This window comes from Niveispirillum sp. KHB5.9 (genome assembly GCF_048066115.1).
Lineage (GTDB): Bacteria > Pseudomonadota > Alphaproteobacteria > Azospirillales > Azospirillaceae > Niveispirillum.
Genome location: NZ_JBLTYX010000002.1, coordinates 39,221 through 54,834, shown reverse-complemented (window position 1 = coordinate 54,834; position 15,614 = coordinate 39,221). Strand labels below are relative to the sequence as shown.

The 15,614-nt window shown below is 66.1% G+C and carries 12 protein-coding genes; 11 read left to right on the top strand and 1 reads right to left on the bottom strand.

The genetic code is table 11. The features are described from left to right. Positions 1-12 precede the first annotated feature (12 nt). The 8 genes from ACM9HJ_RS04920 (at position 13) to ACM9HJ_RS04885 (ending at position 11,071) form a co-directional block, all read left to right on the top strand. Positions 13-894, top strand: a complete 882-nt coding sequence (locus ACM9HJ_RS04920; protein ID WP_416570581.1) for a VOC family protein — start codon at positions 13-15, stop codon at positions 892-894. 20 nt (positions 895-914) lie between these two features. After that, positions 915-2,225, top strand: a complete 1,311-nt coding sequence (locus ACM9HJ_RS04915; protein ID WP_416570580.1) for a glycoside hydrolase family 1 protein — start codon at positions 915-917, stop codon at positions 2,223-2,225. Then, positions 2,222-2,638: a hypothetical protein gene (locus ACM9HJ_RS04910; RefSeq protein ID WP_416570579.1), complete on the top strand. Its 417-nt coding sequence runs from the start codon at positions 2,222-2,224 to the stop codon at positions 2,636-2,638. The genes ACM9HJ_RS04915 and ACM9HJ_RS04910 overlap by 4 nt, the downstream gene beginning before the upstream one ends. Further along, positions 2,631-6,014, top strand: coding sequence for a glycosyl hydrolase (locus ACM9HJ_RS04905; protein WP_416570578.1), 3,384 nt, complete (start codon positions 2,631-2,633; stop codon positions 6,012-6,014). The genes ACM9HJ_RS04910 and ACM9HJ_RS04905 overlap by 8 nt, the downstream gene beginning before the upstream one ends. Before the next feature lie 35 nt (positions 6,015-6,049). Beyond that, positions 6,050-6,970: a LysR family transcriptional regulator gene (locus tag ACM9HJ_RS04900; RefSeq protein WP_416570577.1), complete on the top strand. Its 921-nt coding sequence runs from the start codon at positions 6,050-6,052 to the stop codon at positions 6,968-6,970. Between the two features lie 310 nt (positions 6,971-7,280). Then, on the top strand, positions 7,281-9,572 hold the full coding sequence (locus ACM9HJ_RS04895; RefSeq protein WP_416570576.1) for a TonB-dependent receptor: 2,292 nt from the start codon (positions 7,281-7,283) through the stop codon (positions 9,570-9,572). A gap of 52 nt (positions 9,573-9,624) precedes the next feature. Next, positions 9,625-10,131 (top strand): DUF3237 domain-containing protein, encoded by a 507-nt coding sequence (locus ACM9HJ_RS04890; protein WP_416570575.1) that lies wholly within the window; start codon positions 9,625-9,627, stop codon positions 10,129-10,131. Positions 10,132-10,141: 10 nt separating this feature from the next. Beyond that, on the top strand, positions 10,142-11,071 hold the full coding sequence (locus ACM9HJ_RS04885; protein ID WP_416570574.1) for an alpha/beta hydrolase: 930 nt from the start codon (positions 10,142-10,144) through the stop codon (positions 11,069-11,071). Between the two features lie 56 nt (positions 11,072-11,127). On the opposite strand, the gene ACM9HJ_RS04880 is transcribed toward ACM9HJ_RS04885, so the two are convergent. Further along, complete coding sequence (locus ACM9HJ_RS04880; RefSeq protein WP_416570573.1) at positions 11,128-12,753, bottom strand: family 43 glycosylhydrolase; 1,626 nt, start codon at positions 12,751-12,753, stop codon at positions 11,128-11,130. Between the two features lie 524 nt (positions 12,754-13,277). Between ACM9HJ_RS04880 and ACM9HJ_RS04875 the strand changes: the two genes are divergently transcribed. From ACM9HJ_RS04875 to ACM9HJ_RS04865, 3 genes are all read left to right on the top strand, one after another. Next, positions 13,278-14,069: a DeoR/GlpR family DNA-binding transcription regulator gene (locus ACM9HJ_RS04875; protein WP_416570572.1), complete on the top strand. Its 792-nt coding sequence runs from the start codon at positions 13,278-13,280 to the stop codon at positions 14,067-14,069. A 10-nt stretch (positions 14,070-14,079) separates the two neighbouring features. Further along, complete coding sequence (locus ACM9HJ_RS04870) at positions 14,080-14,475, top strand: VOC family protein (RefSeq protein ID WP_416570571.1); 396 nt, start codon at positions 14,080-14,082, stop codon at positions 14,473-14,475. A gap of 135 nt (positions 14,476-14,610) precedes the next feature. Further along, positions 14,611-15,588 carry a fumarylacetoacetate hydrolase family protein gene (locus ACM9HJ_RS04865; RefSeq protein ID WP_416570570.1) on the top strand — a complete coding sequence of 326 codons (978 nt, stop codon included), beginning with the start codon at positions 14,611-14,613 and terminating at the stop codon, positions 15,586-15,588. The last annotated feature ends 26 nt before the right edge of the window (positions 15,589-15,614 follow it).

The following is a 15,614-nucleotide window of genomic DNA, read 5'->3' as shown; positions in this document are numbered from 1 at the left end:
AGGAGACCGGCCATGGAACTGCGCAGCATCGAACTGGACCTGCCCGATCCCGACGGGGCGGCCCGGTTCCTGACCGGCACATGGGGCCTGGGCGATGCCGGTGGGGATACCGACAGCAGCTACCTGCGCGGATCGGGGGACCAGCCCTATCTGGTGGGCCTGCACCGCGCCGATCATCCGCTGGTCCGCTCCGTCACCTTCCTGGCAAATGCGGAGGAGATCGAGGCGGTGCGCCTGCGCGCCGCACAGCGCGATGTGGCGGTGGCGGAGGTGTCGTCCGCCGATCCCGGTGCCGGGGCGGGCATCACGCTGTCCCTGCCGGACGGGGCGGTCATCCGCCTTCTGGCCGGTGCCGGGCGGGTGGCGCCGGTGGCGGGGTTCCCCGACCGGGCCGTGCGCCTGACCCATGTCGTGCTGAACGCCGTGGATGCGGAGGCGACGGCGCGGTTTGCCGAAGATATGCTGGGTTTCCGTGTCTCGGACCGGACCAAGGGCATGGTCTTCGTGCGCTGCAACAGCTCGCACCATTCCATCGCCTTCGCCCGTGCCGGCTTTGCCTCCTTGAACCATATCGCGTTCGAGATGGCGGATATGGATGCCGTCATGCGCGGTATCGGGCGGCTGCGCGATGTCGGCATGGTGCCGGCCTGGGGCCCGGGCCGGCATGGGCCGGGCGCCAATGTCTTCGCCTATTTCATCGCGCCCTTCGGTGCCGTCGTCGAATTCTCCACCGCGGTGGAAGTGGTGGGCGAGGATTATCGCACGGGCACGCCGGAGGACTGGTCCTGGCCGCCCAACCGCATCGACCAATGGGGCATTTCCGGCAAGGACATGGCGGCATTGGGGGAGGCCGAACGCGTGTTCCGTTTCCGCCGCCGCCCGAACAATGAATGATGAACCAGGGAGGATCAGCCATGTTGACCAATGATCGCATCGGGCGCCGCGCGCTGCTGGCCGGCATGTCGGCGGGGGCGGCCCTGGCGGCACTGCCGGGCCGGGCCGCGGGCATTGCGTTTCCCAAGGATTTCCTCTGGGGTGCTGCCATTTCCGGCCACCAGACGGAGGGCGATAACAGCAACAGCGACATCTGGCATCTGGAACAGCTGTCGCCCGGCCCGTTTTCGGAAAAGTCGGGCAAGGCGTGCGACTTCCTCAATCTCTATGAACAGGACCTGGAACTGGCCTCCCGGCTGGGCCTGAACGCCTTCCGCTTCTCCCTGGAATGGTCGCGGATCGAACCGGAGGAGGGCAGGTTCGACGTCAAGGCACTGGACCATTACCGCCGCGTGGCCGCCACCTGCCGGGAAAAGGGCATGGCGCCGGCCATCACCTTCAACCATTTCACCACGCCCTTATGGTTCGCCAAGCAGGGCGGGTGGGAAGTGGCGGGATCGGGCGACAGGTTCGCCCGCTTCTGCGAGGCGGCGGTGAAGGCGGTGGGTGAATTCGCCGGCATCGCCACCACCTTGAACGAGCCCAACCTGGGCCGGCTGCTGCGCGTCATCCTGCCCCCGCCCATCGTCGCCGACATGGGCAAGGCCATGCAGGGGGCGGCCGCCCTGGCCGGTTCCACCCGCTTCTCCGCCGCGCAGTTCGGCGATCAGGATGCCATGCTGCCCAATATGCTCGACGGCCACCGCAAGGGTGTCGCTGCCATCAAGGCGGGGCCGGGCAGCTTCCCCGTCGGCGTGTCGCTGGCCATCGTCGATGATCAGGCGGTGGGGGAGGGGAGCAAGCGTGATGCGGTGCGATCCTATCTGAACGATGCCTGGCTGGAGGCGGCCAAGGCCGACGATTTCGTCGGCGTGCAGACCTATGGCCGCAACCGGTTCGACGCCAGAGGCATCATGCACCCGCCGGAAGGGGTGGAACTGACCCAGATGGGGGAGGAATTCTATCCCCAGGCCCTGGGTGCCACCGTCCGCTATGCCCATGCGGCCACCGGCAAGCCCGTCTATGTCACGGAAAACGGCATCGCGACCGAAGACGACACCCGCCGCATCGCCTATATTGACGCGGCCGTCGCCGCCATGCGCGACTGCGTGCGCGATGGTGTGCCGGTGAAGGGCTATCTGCACTGGTCGTTCCTGGACAATTACGAATGGATATTCGGCTACCGGCCCAAATTCGGGCTGGTCGCGGTGGACCGCACCACGATGAAGCGCACGCCCAAGCCCAGTGCCGCCTATCTGGGCGCCATCGCCAAGCGTAACGGTGCGGCGTGAGCGGGCTTCTGGTCCGGGAGGTTGCGGTCAGCATCGCCATCAACAGCGCACTGAACCTGGGCTTCACCTGGCTTGCCTTTCATGGGGTGGAACTTGTGGCGGTCGATGCGCTGGTGATCGATCTGATCCCGACCGCCTTCATGATCGCGCTGATGGGCTCTGTCGTGCCCAGCCTGATCAACCGTCGCCGTCTGACGCCGGTCCTGTCCGTGCGTTTCATCCTGTTGCGCGGCGCGGGGCTGGCGCTGCTGTCCGCCGCCCTGGTGGTGCCGGCGGCAAGCCTGCTGCTGCGCGGGGTGGAGGGGCTGGACTGGGCACAGGTGCTCTATCTGAAAATGCCGCTGGGTGCCGTGATCGCCCTGGCCGTCACATCCTGGTCGCTGCGCGGCCTGGGGAGGGAAATCCATGCGTAAGGCAATGATCCTGCTGGCCGCCTGCCTGCTGTCCGGCACATCCGCCCTGGCTGCCGATGCAATGCGCGACGGGTTCCAGGCCCCGCCCGACAGCGCCAGGCCGCGCGTCTGGTGGCACTGGCTGGGCAACAATGTCACGGCCGACGGCATCGACAAGGACCTGGCCTGGATGCGCCGGGTCGGCATCGGCGGGTTCCAGCTGTTCTCCGGCAATCTGGAAACCCCGCTGCTGGTCGACCGGCCGGTGGTGTTCTTCTCCCCCGAATGGCGGTCCATGGTCCGGCACACGGCGGAGCGCGCCGACGCGCTGGGCCTGGAAATGACCATGGCCGCCTCGGCCGGGTGGAGCGAGACGGGTGGTCCCTGGGTCAGGCCGGAGCAGGCCATGAAGAAGCTGGTCTGGAGCGAGACGGTTGTCACAGGCGGCAAACGGTTCCAAGGTCGGCTGCCGGCCCCGCCCACCGGCAACGGCCCGTTCCAGGATATGGCGCCGGCGCCGGAACTGCGCCTGCCGCCCCCGCCGCCGGTGCCGGGTGCGCGGACACGGCCGCCGGCCGCCCCGCACGGGCCGGACCCGACCCATTATGCCGATGTGGCCATCATCGCCTATCGCCTGCCCGACGGGGTGGTACCGCTGTCCGACCTGAAGCCGCGCATCAGCAGTAGTGCCGGTGACGCCGCCATCCTGGGCGATGGCAGCTACGCCACGCCCCTGCGGCTGGAACAGAAGACGCCGGACGGGCAATTGGCCTGGGTGGAATATGCCTTCGACCGGCCGGTAAGCCTGCCGGCCTTGACCTTGGCCGCCGCCATCGAGGACCCGTTGAACGCCCTGTCGCCCAGCGGATTGGTGGAGGTGGCGGACGATACCGGCACCTTCCGCGAACTGGTGCGCATTGACCCGCAGCAGGTGGTGGCCTTTCCGGCATCGGCTCCGGTGCGCACGGTGTCGCTGCCCAAGGCCAGTTCCAAGCGCTGGCGCTTCCGCCTGGATCCGATCCCGCCGCAGGCGCTGGCCCTGCCCGGCATGCCGCAGCAGACGGTGCACGCCGTCACCGAAATCCGGTTCGAGACGGAGGCGATGGTTGATCGCTGGCAGGCCAAGGCCGCCTATGACACGGCGCGATCCTATGATGCCGGCATCAGTGCGCCCGCCGCCCCCGCGCGGGATCAGGTGATGGACCTGACCAGTCGCATGAAATCCGACGGCACGCTGGACTGGACCCCGCCAGCGGGGCGCTGGCAGGTGCTGCGCCTGGGATATTCCCTGACCGGCATCAAGAACCACCCGGCCGATCCGGAGGGGACAGGGTTCGAGGTGGACAAGCTGGATGGAGCCGCCGTCCGCGCCTATCTGGAGGGCTATCTGGGTCCCATCGATACAGCATTGAAGGAACTGCGCGGCAATCGTGGCCTGAAGAACCTGCTGACCGACAGCTGGGAGGCGGGGCAGGCCAATTGGACCCCGGCCCTGCCGGCGGAGTTCAAGGGGCGGCGCGGATACGACATGCTGCCCTGGCTGCCCGTCCTGACCGGCCGGGTGTTGGGTTCCGCGGCCGACAGCGAGCGTTTCCTCTGGGATTTCCGCCGCACCATCGCCGACCTGCTGGCCGAGGCGCATTTCAAGACCATCCGCGACTTCGCCCATGAAATGGGCCTGGGCTATTACGGGGAGGCGATGGGCACCCGCCTGCCGACCACCGGCGACGGCTTCCTGAACAAGCGCTATACCGATATTCCCATGGGCGAATTCTGGCAGATGCCGCCGGGTGCGCCGTCCGACCCGTCGCATACCAGCGACATCGCGGAGGCCGCGTCCGCCGCGCATTTCTATGGCCAGAACCTGGTGGCGGCGGAGGCGTTCACTGCCTTGCCCTTCATGCCGCCCTTCACGGCGACGCCGGCGGCGCTGAAGCCGTTCGCCGACCGGTTCCTGGCGCGCGGGGTCAACCGGTTCGTGGTCCATACGTCGGTCCATCAGCCATCCGACGATCTGCGCCCCGGCATCACGCTGGGGCCGTTCGGGCAATATTTCACACGGCACGAGACCTGGGCGGAACAGGCGGGGCCGTGGATGGAATATCTCTCCCGCTCCTCCTTCCTGATGCAGCAGGGGCGCGATGTCGCCGATATCGTCTGGCTGGCGGGGGAGGGGGCGGCTTTGTCGGCACCCGACCCGGACCGGCTGCCGCTGACGGTACCCGCCGGATACCGGCTGGATTTCGTGGGGCGTGACGCCCTGACCGAACTGCTGTCGGTGAAGGATGGGCGGCTGGTGGCCCCGTCGGGCGCCAGCTACCGGCTGCTGGTCATTCCGCCTTGGGTGAAGGGGCTGACCCTTTCCGCCCTGACCCGGCTGCGTGACCTGTTGGGCCAGGGGGCGGCTGTGCTCGCTGCGCGTCCCGATGGCAGCCCCAGCCTGGGGGATGATCCGGCCCAGGTCGCTTCGCTGATCACGGAGATCTGGGGGGCCGATGTCCAGGCCACGGCGCCGCGCACCATCGGCAAGGGCCGGTTGTACCCCGTCGCCGATATCGCCGCCGCCATGGCGGATCTGGGGCAGGCACCCGATCTGGTGATGCAAGGGGATGCCGACATCGCCTGGGCCCACCGGCGCACCGATGAGGCCGATATCTGGTTCATCGCCAACCAGAAGGGCCGGGCGGAGGCACTGACCGTTTCCCTGCGCGGCGACGGGCGGGATGTCGCCCTGTGGCATGCCGACAGCGGTGCTGTGGAGCCGGCGGGGTATCGCCAGGAGGGTGGTCGCACCCTGGTACCGCTGTCGCTGGCCCCGCATCAGGCGTTGTTCGTCGTGCAGCGCGGGGCGGCGGTGGCAGCGTCCCGCACGGTGAACGCGCCGGTGGAGGCGGAGAGCTTGGCGCTGTCCGGTGCCTGGACCTTGTTCTTCCCGAAGGCCCAGGCCATGCCGGACAGCGTCCTTCTTCCCAAGCTGGGATTGTGGAACGATCTGCCCGACCCGGCTGTCCGGCATTTCTCCGGCACCGCCACTTATCGCACGGACGTGAAGGTTCCGGCATCCTGGCTGGGCAAGCCAACCTGGATCGATCTGGGCCGGGTGTATGAGGTGGCGACCGTGCGGGTGAACGGCAGGGAGGCCGGCATCGCCTGGAAGCCGCCCTATCGCGTCGATGTCGGGCCGTTGCTGAAGGCCGGCACCAACAAGGTGGAGGTGGCGGTCAGCAATCTCTGGCCCAACCGCATCACCGGTGATGCCTTGGGTGTTGGCGGGGTGCGGGTGACGGCCAATACCCATCCGCTGCTGCATCCCGATCCCAAGGCGCCGCTTCTGCCGTCCGGCCTGGTCGGCCCCGTGCGGCTGGTCCGCATGGCGTTGCCCGGCGGGAACGGCTAGGCTGGGGCCAATGACAAGAAGTCCCAGGGTGGATAATGCGTTTCAACCGGCTTGACCTGAACCTGCTGGTCATCCTCGACAAGCTGCTGGCGGAGGAAAGCGTCAGCAAGGTTGCGCAGCAGCTGAACATGACGCAATCCGCCGTCAGCAACGCGCTGCGCCGCCTGCGCGAATATTTCGAGGATGAGCTGTTCGTGCAGGTGGGACGGCGCATGGTGCCCACGCCGTTCGCGGAAATGCTGGGCGCCCAGGTGCGCGACACGCTGGTGGAACTGGAACGCATCTCCACCAGCCGCGCCGGCTTCGACCCGGCGACGGAGGAGCGCAACTTCACCGTCATCACATCCGATTATGCCTTCCTGGTGTTCGTGGCGGAGGTGGTGCGGCGCCTACGGGAGCGCGCACCGGGTATCCGGCTGCGCACCGTGCTGACCACGGAGAATGCGGCCGAGCATCTGCGCCAGGGTGTGGCCGATTTCCTGATCGTGCCGGAGAAGCGCACGGTGGAGGAATATCCGCGCGAGCCGCTGTTCCGCGATGATTTCGTCTGTGTCTGCTGGCAGGACAATCCCAAGATCGGCGACACCATCGCCCTGGAACAATATCTGAACCTGGAACATGTGGGCACCAGCATGGGGCCGACCAAGGTGCCGCATATCGATGACGAGTTGCTGGCCGGTCGCGGTTTCCGGCGCAACATCACCGTTTATGCCCCCAATTTCACCCTGGTGGCCGATGCCGTGGTCGGCACCGACCGGATCGCCACCATGCATCGCCGGTCGGCCAATATCTGGGCCCGGCGTCTGCCGCTGCGCCTGCTGGAACTGCCGATCCAACTGGGGGGCTTCACCCAGATGCTGCAATGGCACAAGCACCGTTCGTCCGATCCCGGCATGGCCTGGATGCGCACCTTCATGCGCGACGTGGCGGCGGGGATGGATCAATCCGGGAAATAGTTCCCCGCGTTCAATCATCATTTTGCGAAATACACATGATGTTGAATGAAAATGACCGGTTGGGACGGGCCTCTGTTATGGATGGGATGTGAAAAGGTTTGGTGACCGCGTCACCGGCAGGAACCCGGTAAACGGGCCGCCCAAGGGGAGGAACAACATGATCCGGTCGTTGGCACCGATCCGGCGCGTCTGAGCAAGCCGCACCCATCATCTGAAAATCCGGCAAGCCTCTCCCCGATCCGACCGCCCCGCCGGCCGGAAACGGCCCCGGCTTGGCCCGCAAACAAAATCAAAAGGGAGGTCTTTAACCATGAACACGCTTGTCCGTTCGCCGCTGCATGCCGGCGCTGCCCTCATCGCCCTGCTGGCCGGTCTGGCCCCGGCTGCCGCCGCACAGGAGGCGGTCACGCTGGAGGAGATCGTCGTCACCGCGTCCCGCCGGCAGGAACGGCTGCAGGAAGTGCCGCTGGCCGTCACCGCCATCGGTGCGGAACAGCTGCAGGAGACCGGCATCAAGGACCTGACCGATATCCAGTACACCACGCCCGGCGTGCAGTTCGGCTCCACCCCCAATGATGCCGGTTTCCGCCTGCGCGGCGTCGGCAATGCCGGCGGCTTCGCCAGCGCGTCCGAAAGCCCGGTGGGCACGGTGGTGGATGGCGTCGTCATCGGCTTCGGCAACCCGGTGGAAAGCCTGGGCGATATCGAACGGCTGGAGGTGTTGAAGGGTCCACAGGGCACGCAGTTCGGCAAGAACGCGTCGTCGGGCGTCATCTCCATCACCACCCGCCGGCCCGATGCGACGGCCGCGTCGGGAGACCTGTTCGCCTCCTACGCCTCGCTGGACGAGACGGATATCCATGGCAACCTGAACCTGCCGCTGGCCGGCAATCTGGCCATGGCCGTCTATGCCTTCGACCGCCGCCATGACGGGTTCGTCAAGAATGTCGTCCGCAACGAGATGTGGGGGGCCAACAAGCGCACCGGCGGCCGCGCCAAGCTGCTATGGGATGTCAGCGACAATTTCAGCGCCTACCTGATCGGCGATTATTCGCGCCGCAGCCAGAAGGGGCCGGGCCAGCTCTGGACCTTGAACAAGGTGCCGGCCGGCGATCCCAAGTTCAACCCGCCGGGCGTGAACCTGGCGACCCTGGGCGTCACCCCGTCCTTCGACAATGAATCGTCGGTGGAAAATGGCGGCGGGTCGGAGAAGGTGGAGAATTTCGGTTCTTCCCTGGAACTGGCCTGGGCCCTGGGCGATTACAGCCTGACGGCACTTTCCGCCTGGCGCCGCCAGGATGAGAAGCCCGGCCTCTATTCCATTGATGCCAGCCCGCTGCCGGTGTTCGAGGCGCGGCGCGTGGGCAATAACCGCTCCCTGATCTCGCAGGAAGTGCGCCTGACCTCACCGTCTGGCGAGAGCCTGGAATATGTGACGGGCCTTTACATCTTCCGCCAGAAGGTGACGAACACGGGTGAAAGCGCCCTGCTGCGCCCGGCGCTGCCCTTTGCCCCCGTCACCGTGTCCATCACCGCCGGTCTGTCGCAGGGGGAGACGACGACGGAGGGGGCGGCGGCCTTTGCCGATGGCAAGCTGCGCCTGTCGGATGATTTCCGCCTGCTGGGCGGCCTGCGCGCAACGAAGGATTGGGTGGAAGCCAGCAGCTTCTCCCAGATCGACACGACCCTGCCGGCCGGTGTCGTGCCCTATGCGCCGCGCGCCCTGTCAAAAGGCAAGGTGACGGATGCCAGCGTGTCCGGCCGCTTTGGCGGCGAATATACGCCGGTCGAGGATGTGATGCTGTTCGCCACCTTTGCCCGTGGCTATCTGGGCCCCACCGTCACCTTCTCCGGCCTCAGCGGTACGCGGACGGAGGTGAACCCGCAGACCGTGGATGATTTCACCATCGGTGCCAAGACCACCCTGATGGAAGGCCGCCTGACGCTGAACGGCAACCTGTTCCACGACAAGTACAAGAATTTGCAGACCGCCGTGCTGCGCAACAACGAGTTCGTGACGGAGAATGCCGGCGGCCTGCGCACCAAGGGTTTCGAGATCGAAAGCAACCTGCAGGTGACGCGCGAGCTGCGCCTGAATGCCGCCATCGCCTATTCCGACGCGGTCTTCACCGACTATCTCACCTCGTGCCCCAACAATATCCAGCAGCAGGGGGCGGCGGCCATCGCGGCACAGTGCAACGCGCCCGGTTCCACGGCCACCACTCCGCTCTATCAGGCCAAGGGCAATCCTTTGGCCAATGCGCCGAAGGTCACCTACAATCTGGGCTTCGCCTATGAACAGGACGTGTTCGCCGGTCTGGTGGCGGACCTGTCGGCCAATTACGCATGGCGGTCCAAGACCTTCAACGCCGTGGGCAACACCGATACCAAGCATCCATCCTACGGCGTGTTCAATGCATCCGTGGGCGTGTCCGACAGCGACAATGCCTGGCGGATCAGCCTGTTCGCCCGCAACCTGTTCGATGAGAATTTCAAGGCCGCCATCCTGGCCACGCCCTTTGCCAATGTCGGCAATTACGTGAACTGGAATGTGCGCGAGGGGCGGCGGACTCTGGGCGTTTCCCTGGAAACCCGCTTCTGATGCCGGGGCCGTTGCTGGACCGGCGCCGGCTGCTGCTGGCTGGTGCGGGCTGGTGCCGTCCTGCCCTGTGGCGTCGGTGGCCGGGGCGGCGGAGGATTATCCCGAACCCGGCCTGTCCTTTGCCTTCCAGATCGATGTCGAACTGGGACCGGTGCAGGAACAGGGCACGGTCGATGGCCTGCGTCGGCGTATCGTGCCCATCACCGGCGGGCGCGTGGCGGGACCGCGCCTGGCGGGGCGGGTGATGCCGGGTGGGGCCGACTGGCAGGGCATCCGCCCCGCCGATGGCCTGACGCGCGTCCATGCCTGCCACTGGCTGCAGGCCGGTGACGGTGCCGTCATCGGGGTGGAGAACCGGAGCCTGCGCCGGGCACCGCCGGATGTGATGCGGCGGCTGATGGCGGGGGAGGCGATGAGCCCCCGCGACTATTATTTCCGCGCCACGCCAGCGTTCGAAGTCGGCGACGGCCCGCACCGCTGGCTGAACGAAAGCCTGTTCATCTGCGTGGGCGCGCGCCGGCCCGACCGGGCCATCATCCGCGTCTATGAGGTCACCTGAGGGGGATAGAATGAAGACGGTATCAGCCCTTGCCCTGGTATTCCTCCTGGCCTGTCTGCCGGCTGTCGCACAGCAAAAGCCGCCCGGCTTCCCACAGAACGTGACGGCCACGCCGATCCCGGCACCGCCGGAAGCGGGCGCCGTCCCGCTTTACAATGGCGTGGCGCCGGGGTCGGAGGGCGCGCGTCAGGTCGAGCAATGGAACCTGATCTTCGGCGACAAAGTGGTGCGCAATGTGACGCGGCCCACGCTGACGCCGTTCCTGCCCGATCCGGCCAAGGCGACGGGGGCGGCGGTGATCGTGGCGCCGGGCGGTGCCTATATGATGCTGGCCATGGAGCAGGAAGGATGGAAGGTCGCCAAATGGCTGGCCGATCAGGGCATCGCTGCCTTCGTCCTGAAATACCGGCTGGACGAAGACCCGGCCGCCTTCCTGCGTGTCGCCGGTGAACGGTTCGGGGCGGCGGCCAGGGCCGGGGCCGACAAGGTGCCGCCGATCCACCAGCCCCTGGCCATCGCCGATGGGCAGCAGGCATTGCGTCTGGTCCGTGCGAAGGCCGGTGAATGGAAGATCGACCCGGCCCGCGTCGGCATGATCGGCTTTTCCGCCGGTGCCATGACGGCCCTGCAGGTGACGCTGGCCAACCTTCCCGACGCGCGCCCCGATTTCGTGGGCCTGATCTACGGCCCGACCAACCATGTCTCCGTACCGGCGGGGGCACCACCGATGTTCACGGCCCTGGCCGCCGACGATCCGCTGTTCGGGCGCAGCGGTTTCGGTCTGGTGGAGGCATGGCAGAAAGCGGGCTCACCGGTGGAACTGCATTTCTATGAACGCGGCGATCATGGGTTCGGCATGAAGATCCAGGGCACCACCAGCGACCTGTGGCCCGGCCAGTTCCATACCTGGCTGAAGGTGCGGGGGCTGCTGTCACGGTAGCGCGTTGGCCGCGGTTGCGTGTTGCATGCCGCCCGTCCCCCGGGCTGAACTGATGCTCACAGCGCCTTGAAGGTGAAATTGGTGAATTTCGCGGTGCCGGCGCCGGCCGAATAGAGGCCGGGCCGCAGCATCAGGAACCCGCCGCGGACATTGTGGTGATAGCCCGATACCTCCATGCCGCGATCGAACCGCGCCCAGCTCTTGCCGCCGTCATTGCTGGTGTCGAAGGTGACGATGTGCCGGTTGTTGGTCAGGCGCATGCGCATCTTGCGACCATGCGGATTGGCCGGCCGCCCGCGTTCGATCCCGTACTGGTGGGTGACGAACCGCTGCTCATCGAAGCCCAGCCCGCAATAAAGCTGCTGGTCATAGAACAGCAGCAGCCCGGCCACGCCACCCGCCTGGATCTCGATATCGCATTCGAACCGGTAGGCCGTATCCCCCGCGACCAGCAGCAGCGGCGAACTGTCCTTGGGCGCCGCGCCACTGGCCACCAGGGACAGCACCCCACCCGATACGCTTGCCCGCTTGCCCTCATCCGGACCGGGCTTGAAGAAGTTCCACCTTGTACCGATGCTCAGCGTCTGGAAATCATCCGACAGGGCCATGCCGTGCGGCCCTTTGCTGCCTCCCTTGGGGGCGGGCAGGGGCTGCGACAGGTCCCCACCCTTCATCCGCAGCCAGCCATCGTCGGTCCATTCCACCGGGTCCAGCAATGTCTGCCGGCCCAGGGTCCAGAACCCGTTCTCGAACCCGTGATAGACGGTCCACCAGTCGCCGGCCGGCCCCTCCACCAGGGTGGCATGGCCGCGCGACCACCAATATTCGTCGCCATCCCTGGTGCGGACCAGCGGGTTGTGGGGGCAGTTCTCCCACGGGCCATGGATGGATTTCGACCGTGCCGCGATCACCATATGGCTGGTCGGCGGGCCGGCCGTGCCGCCCACGGCGGTGATCATGTAATAATATTCGCCATGCCGGGTGATCTTGGGCCCTTCCGGCGCGAACCCTTCCACGATCCAGTCTTCGGGATAGCGCCAGGGATTATAGACATGCTCGGGTTCCCCCACCGTCGACAGACCATCATCGGACAGGCGGATACGGTCGCCCTTGGACAGGAACAGCCAGCGTGACCCATCCTCGCCCACCGCATGGCCGGGATCGATATGGCCCGGCAGGCCCAGATATTTCGGCTCGCTCCACGGACCCTCGATCCTGTCGGCCCAGATGACATAGGTGCCGTCCGGCTTGCCCTTCACCGGGATGTACAGGAAATAGCGGCCGTTGTGCTTGGTCAGTTCCGGCGCCCACACCGACCCGATATATTTGGTCAGCGCCGCCGTGACCGGGCGCCAGTTGATCATGTCCTGGGAATGCCAGATCACCAGCCCCGGATAGCTGTCGAAGGTGGAGAAGGTCATGTAATAATCCTTCCCATCCTTCAAGATCGTCGGATCGGGATGGTCGCCGGACATCAGCGGGTTCAAGAACCGCCCGTCGCCCAGGTCGGGCTTGCGCTGATTGTCCAGCCCGCGCGCCCATTGCGGGCCGCCCGGCTTGCCGGGGGGAATGCAGGCAGCCGCAGGGGGTGCCGCTGGTGCAGCGGCGGCGGGGCCGGCGGCTAGACCGGCACCGCCCATCAGGGCCAGGCTCAGGGCATTGCGGCGGGAAATGTCGGTCATCTCTGGGTTCCCTCTCATCAATGTTCTTGTTGGTCTACGAGATCAAGGCCGGCGCCGGGGCGGCAAGGGGTGCTGGTTTACGGACGTGCAGCAGGCTGGTGGATAAGGGGCTTCCGGTTCGTGCACCATCAAATGCTACCGGTGTCATGTCGCTGCTTTTCTTGCGGCCTTTCAAGGGGCCGCGATTACCGTCCGACCGGTCCCGCCTGTTCAGGGCCGTCGGATAGGATTGGCGATGTCTGGATCAGGATGCCGTGGGCCCCCGCCCCGCTTCTTCATGGCTCTCTCCCAGATTAGTCATACTATTATTCTTGATAGCGGTACCATATGTGCGGCGATCATGGCCGTCAACCCGTCGCGCGGCGGCGATTGAAACAAATCCGCGAAAGCCGGCAGCAGGTCCAGGGCGTCTGGATCGCGCGGCCGAAGCGGAAAATCGTGTAAAATAAAGAGAGTACCGATTCTTGATTATGCATGATTATCCATTGACCATTTGAAATATTGCATGTTAGTGCGTGATTATCATGACGGACATCCCTCTCGCACGACGTGACATCATCGCCGGCCGGCTTGCCCAGGGGCAGGCGGTTGTTGCTGCCGCCCTGGCCGTGGAATTCGCGGTTTCGGAGGATGCGATCCGCCGTGATCTGCGTGCCCTGGCCGCAGATGGGCTTTGCCGGCGGGTCTATGGTGGTGCGCTGCCGATCACGCCCGGCGCCGGCCCGATGTCGGCCCGCATGGGCGAAGAGCAGGATCGCAAGCGTCTGCTGGCCCGCGCGGCGGCGTCGCTGATCCAACCCGGCGAATTCCTGTTCATCGACAATGGCAGCACGAACCTGGCTCTGGTGGAATTCCTGCCTGATCTTCCCGATCTGACGGTTGCCACCAATTCCATCGACATCGCCACCGTGCTTCTGCGCCGGCCGGAGATCAGGTTGATCATGGTGGGTGGGGCCGTTGATCCGATCATCGGGGGCGCTGTCGATGCCATGGCCCTGCAGGCCGTGGAGCGCATGAATATCAACCGCTGTTTCCTGGGCGCGTGTTCCATATCGGCCGCCATGGGCATCAGCACCGTGGATTTCGCCGACGCGACACTGAAACGCGTCCTGATATCGGTCAGCGCCACGTGCGTGGCCATGGTGACCAGCGACAAGCTGGACACGCGGTCCCCGCACCGTGTGACGCCGGTGGCCCGGTTGGGCCGGCTTGTCGTTGAGCATGACGCGCCATGCGGGATGGTGGCGGCCCTGGAACAGGCCGGTGCCACGATCATGATGGCGTCCGCCGGACCGGTTTTCTCCCCCGCTCTGTGAAGGAAGAAACATGCCGATCGCCCATATCGCGCTGTGGACCCGGGATCTGGAAGCGGCCGCCCATTTCTGGCGGCTTCATTTCGACGCCGATGTGGGGGAGCCCTATCACAGCAATCGCCGCCCCGGCTTCGTCTCGCGTTTCGCGCGGCTTCCTTGTGGCGGCCAGATCGAACTAATGACGGCCCCCTGGCTGGAAGAAAGGCGGCTCCATACGGACATGGTGGGCTGGGATCACATTGCCATCTGCGTGGGGGACCGGGAAGCGGTGGACAGGCTGGCGGCGCGATGCCGGACTGACGGTTTGCTTCTGTCGGGCCCACGTGTCACGGGCGACGGCTTTTACGAAGCGGTGGTTGCCACACCGGATGGAACCTGTGTGGAAATCACCGGTACCCCGGTTGCGTAGATCGCCCTGCCCGCGAGGTGCCTATGTGTGGTTGTATCGCCGGCGCCGATACCAGGCTTCGGTAATACCGACTTAAAGACCGGCCGCATCCTGCGTATGCCAGGAATCCCTTCTTCAATTCCCAAGGGAACCGGGATGAAACTGGCAAGCCTTGATAATGGCACCCGCGACGGGCGGCTTTTCGTTGTCGCCTGCGACCTTTCCCGCGCGGTGCCGGCCGCCGGTATCGCCGATACGATGCAGCAGGCCCTGGATGATTGGGACGGGGTTGCCCCGCGCCTTCAGGTCCTGTCCGATGCGCTGAATGCCGGGTCGGTATCCGATGCCATCCTTTTCGATCCCGCCCGGGCGCTGGCGCCGTTGCCGCGCGCCTGGCAATGGCTGGACGGGTCGGCTTTCCATGCGCATGGCGAACTGATGGCCAAGGTCTTCGGCATCAGCAATCCGCAGTCCGACCGGCCGCTGATGTATCAGGGCATGTCCCACCGCTTCATTCCGGCCACCGCCCCCGTGCCCCTGCCGACGGAGGCGGATGGCATCGATTTTGAAGGCGAGTTCGCCGTCATCACCGATGATGTGCCCCTGGGCACGGACGCGGCCACGGCGCGTGGCCATGTGAAGCTGCTGCTGCTGGTCAATGACTGGTCTCTGCGCGCCACGGGCAGGGCGGAGATGGCCACCGGTTTCGGCTGGGTCCAGGCCAAGCCCGCCTGTTCCGCCGCCCCTGTCGCGGTGACGCCGGATGAGTTGGGCGACGCCTGGGAGGATGGGCGCGTGCATCTGGACCTTCTGGTTGACTGGAACGGCAAGCGTTTCGGGGCGGCAAATGGTGGGGCCATGGGTTTCTGCTTCGGCGAACTGATCGCCCATGCCGCCCGCACCCGCGACCTGTGTGCCGGCACCATCATCGGGTCCGGCACCGTGTCGAACGAGAATTACCGGGAGATCGGGTCGAGCTGCATCGCCGAACGGCGCGGCATCGAACTGCTGGATGAAGGGGCGGCCCGCACCGGCTTCATGCATTTCGGCGACCGGGTGCGCATGGAAGCGCTGAATGACGGCGTCAGCCTGTTCGGTGCCATCGACCAGCAGGTGGTGAAGGCGGGCGGGTGATCTGATCGATCAGTTTTGCCGATGCA

Bases quoted from the DNA above. Each gene is read 5' to 3' on its own strand.
- ACM9HJ_RS04875 (WP_416570572.1), top strand. From the start codon at position 13,278: ATGACGGACATCCCTCTCGCACGACGTGACATCATCGCCGGCCGGCTT.
- ACM9HJ_RS04900 (WP_416570577.1), top strand. From the start codon at position 6,050: ATGCGTTTCAACCGGCTTGACCTGAACCTGCTGGTCATCCTCGACAAG.
- ACM9HJ_RS04865 (WP_416570570.1), top strand. From the start codon at position 14,611: ATGAAACTGGCAAGCCTTGATAATGGCACCCGCGACGGGCGGCTTTTC.
- ACM9HJ_RS04880 (WP_416570573.1), bottom strand. From the start codon at position 12,753: ATGACCGACATTTCCCGCCGCAATGCCCTGAGCCTGGCCCTGATGGGC.
- ACM9HJ_RS04920 (WP_416570581.1), top strand. From the start codon at position 13: ATGGAACTGCGCAGCATCGAACTGGACCTGCCCGATCCCGACGGGGCG.
- ACM9HJ_RS04905 (WP_416570578.1), top strand. From the start codon at position 2,631: ATGCGTAAGGCAATGATCCTGCTGGCCGCCTGCCTGCTGTCCGGCACA.
- ACM9HJ_RS04870 (WP_416570571.1), top strand. From the start codon at position 14,080: ATGCCGATCGCCCATATCGCGCTGTGGACCCGGGATCTGGAAGCGGCC.
- ACM9HJ_RS04885 (WP_416570574.1), top strand. From the start codon at position 10,142: ATGAAGACGGTATCAGCCCTTGCCCTGGTATTCCTCCTGGCCTGTCTG.
- ACM9HJ_RS04895 (WP_416570576.1), top strand. From the start codon at position 7,281: ATGAACACGCTTGTCCGTTCGCCGCTGCATGCCGGCGCTGCCCTCATC.
- ACM9HJ_RS04915 (WP_416570580.1), top strand. From the start codon at position 915: ATGTTGACCAATGATCGCATCGGGCGCCGCGCGCTGCTGGCCGGCATG.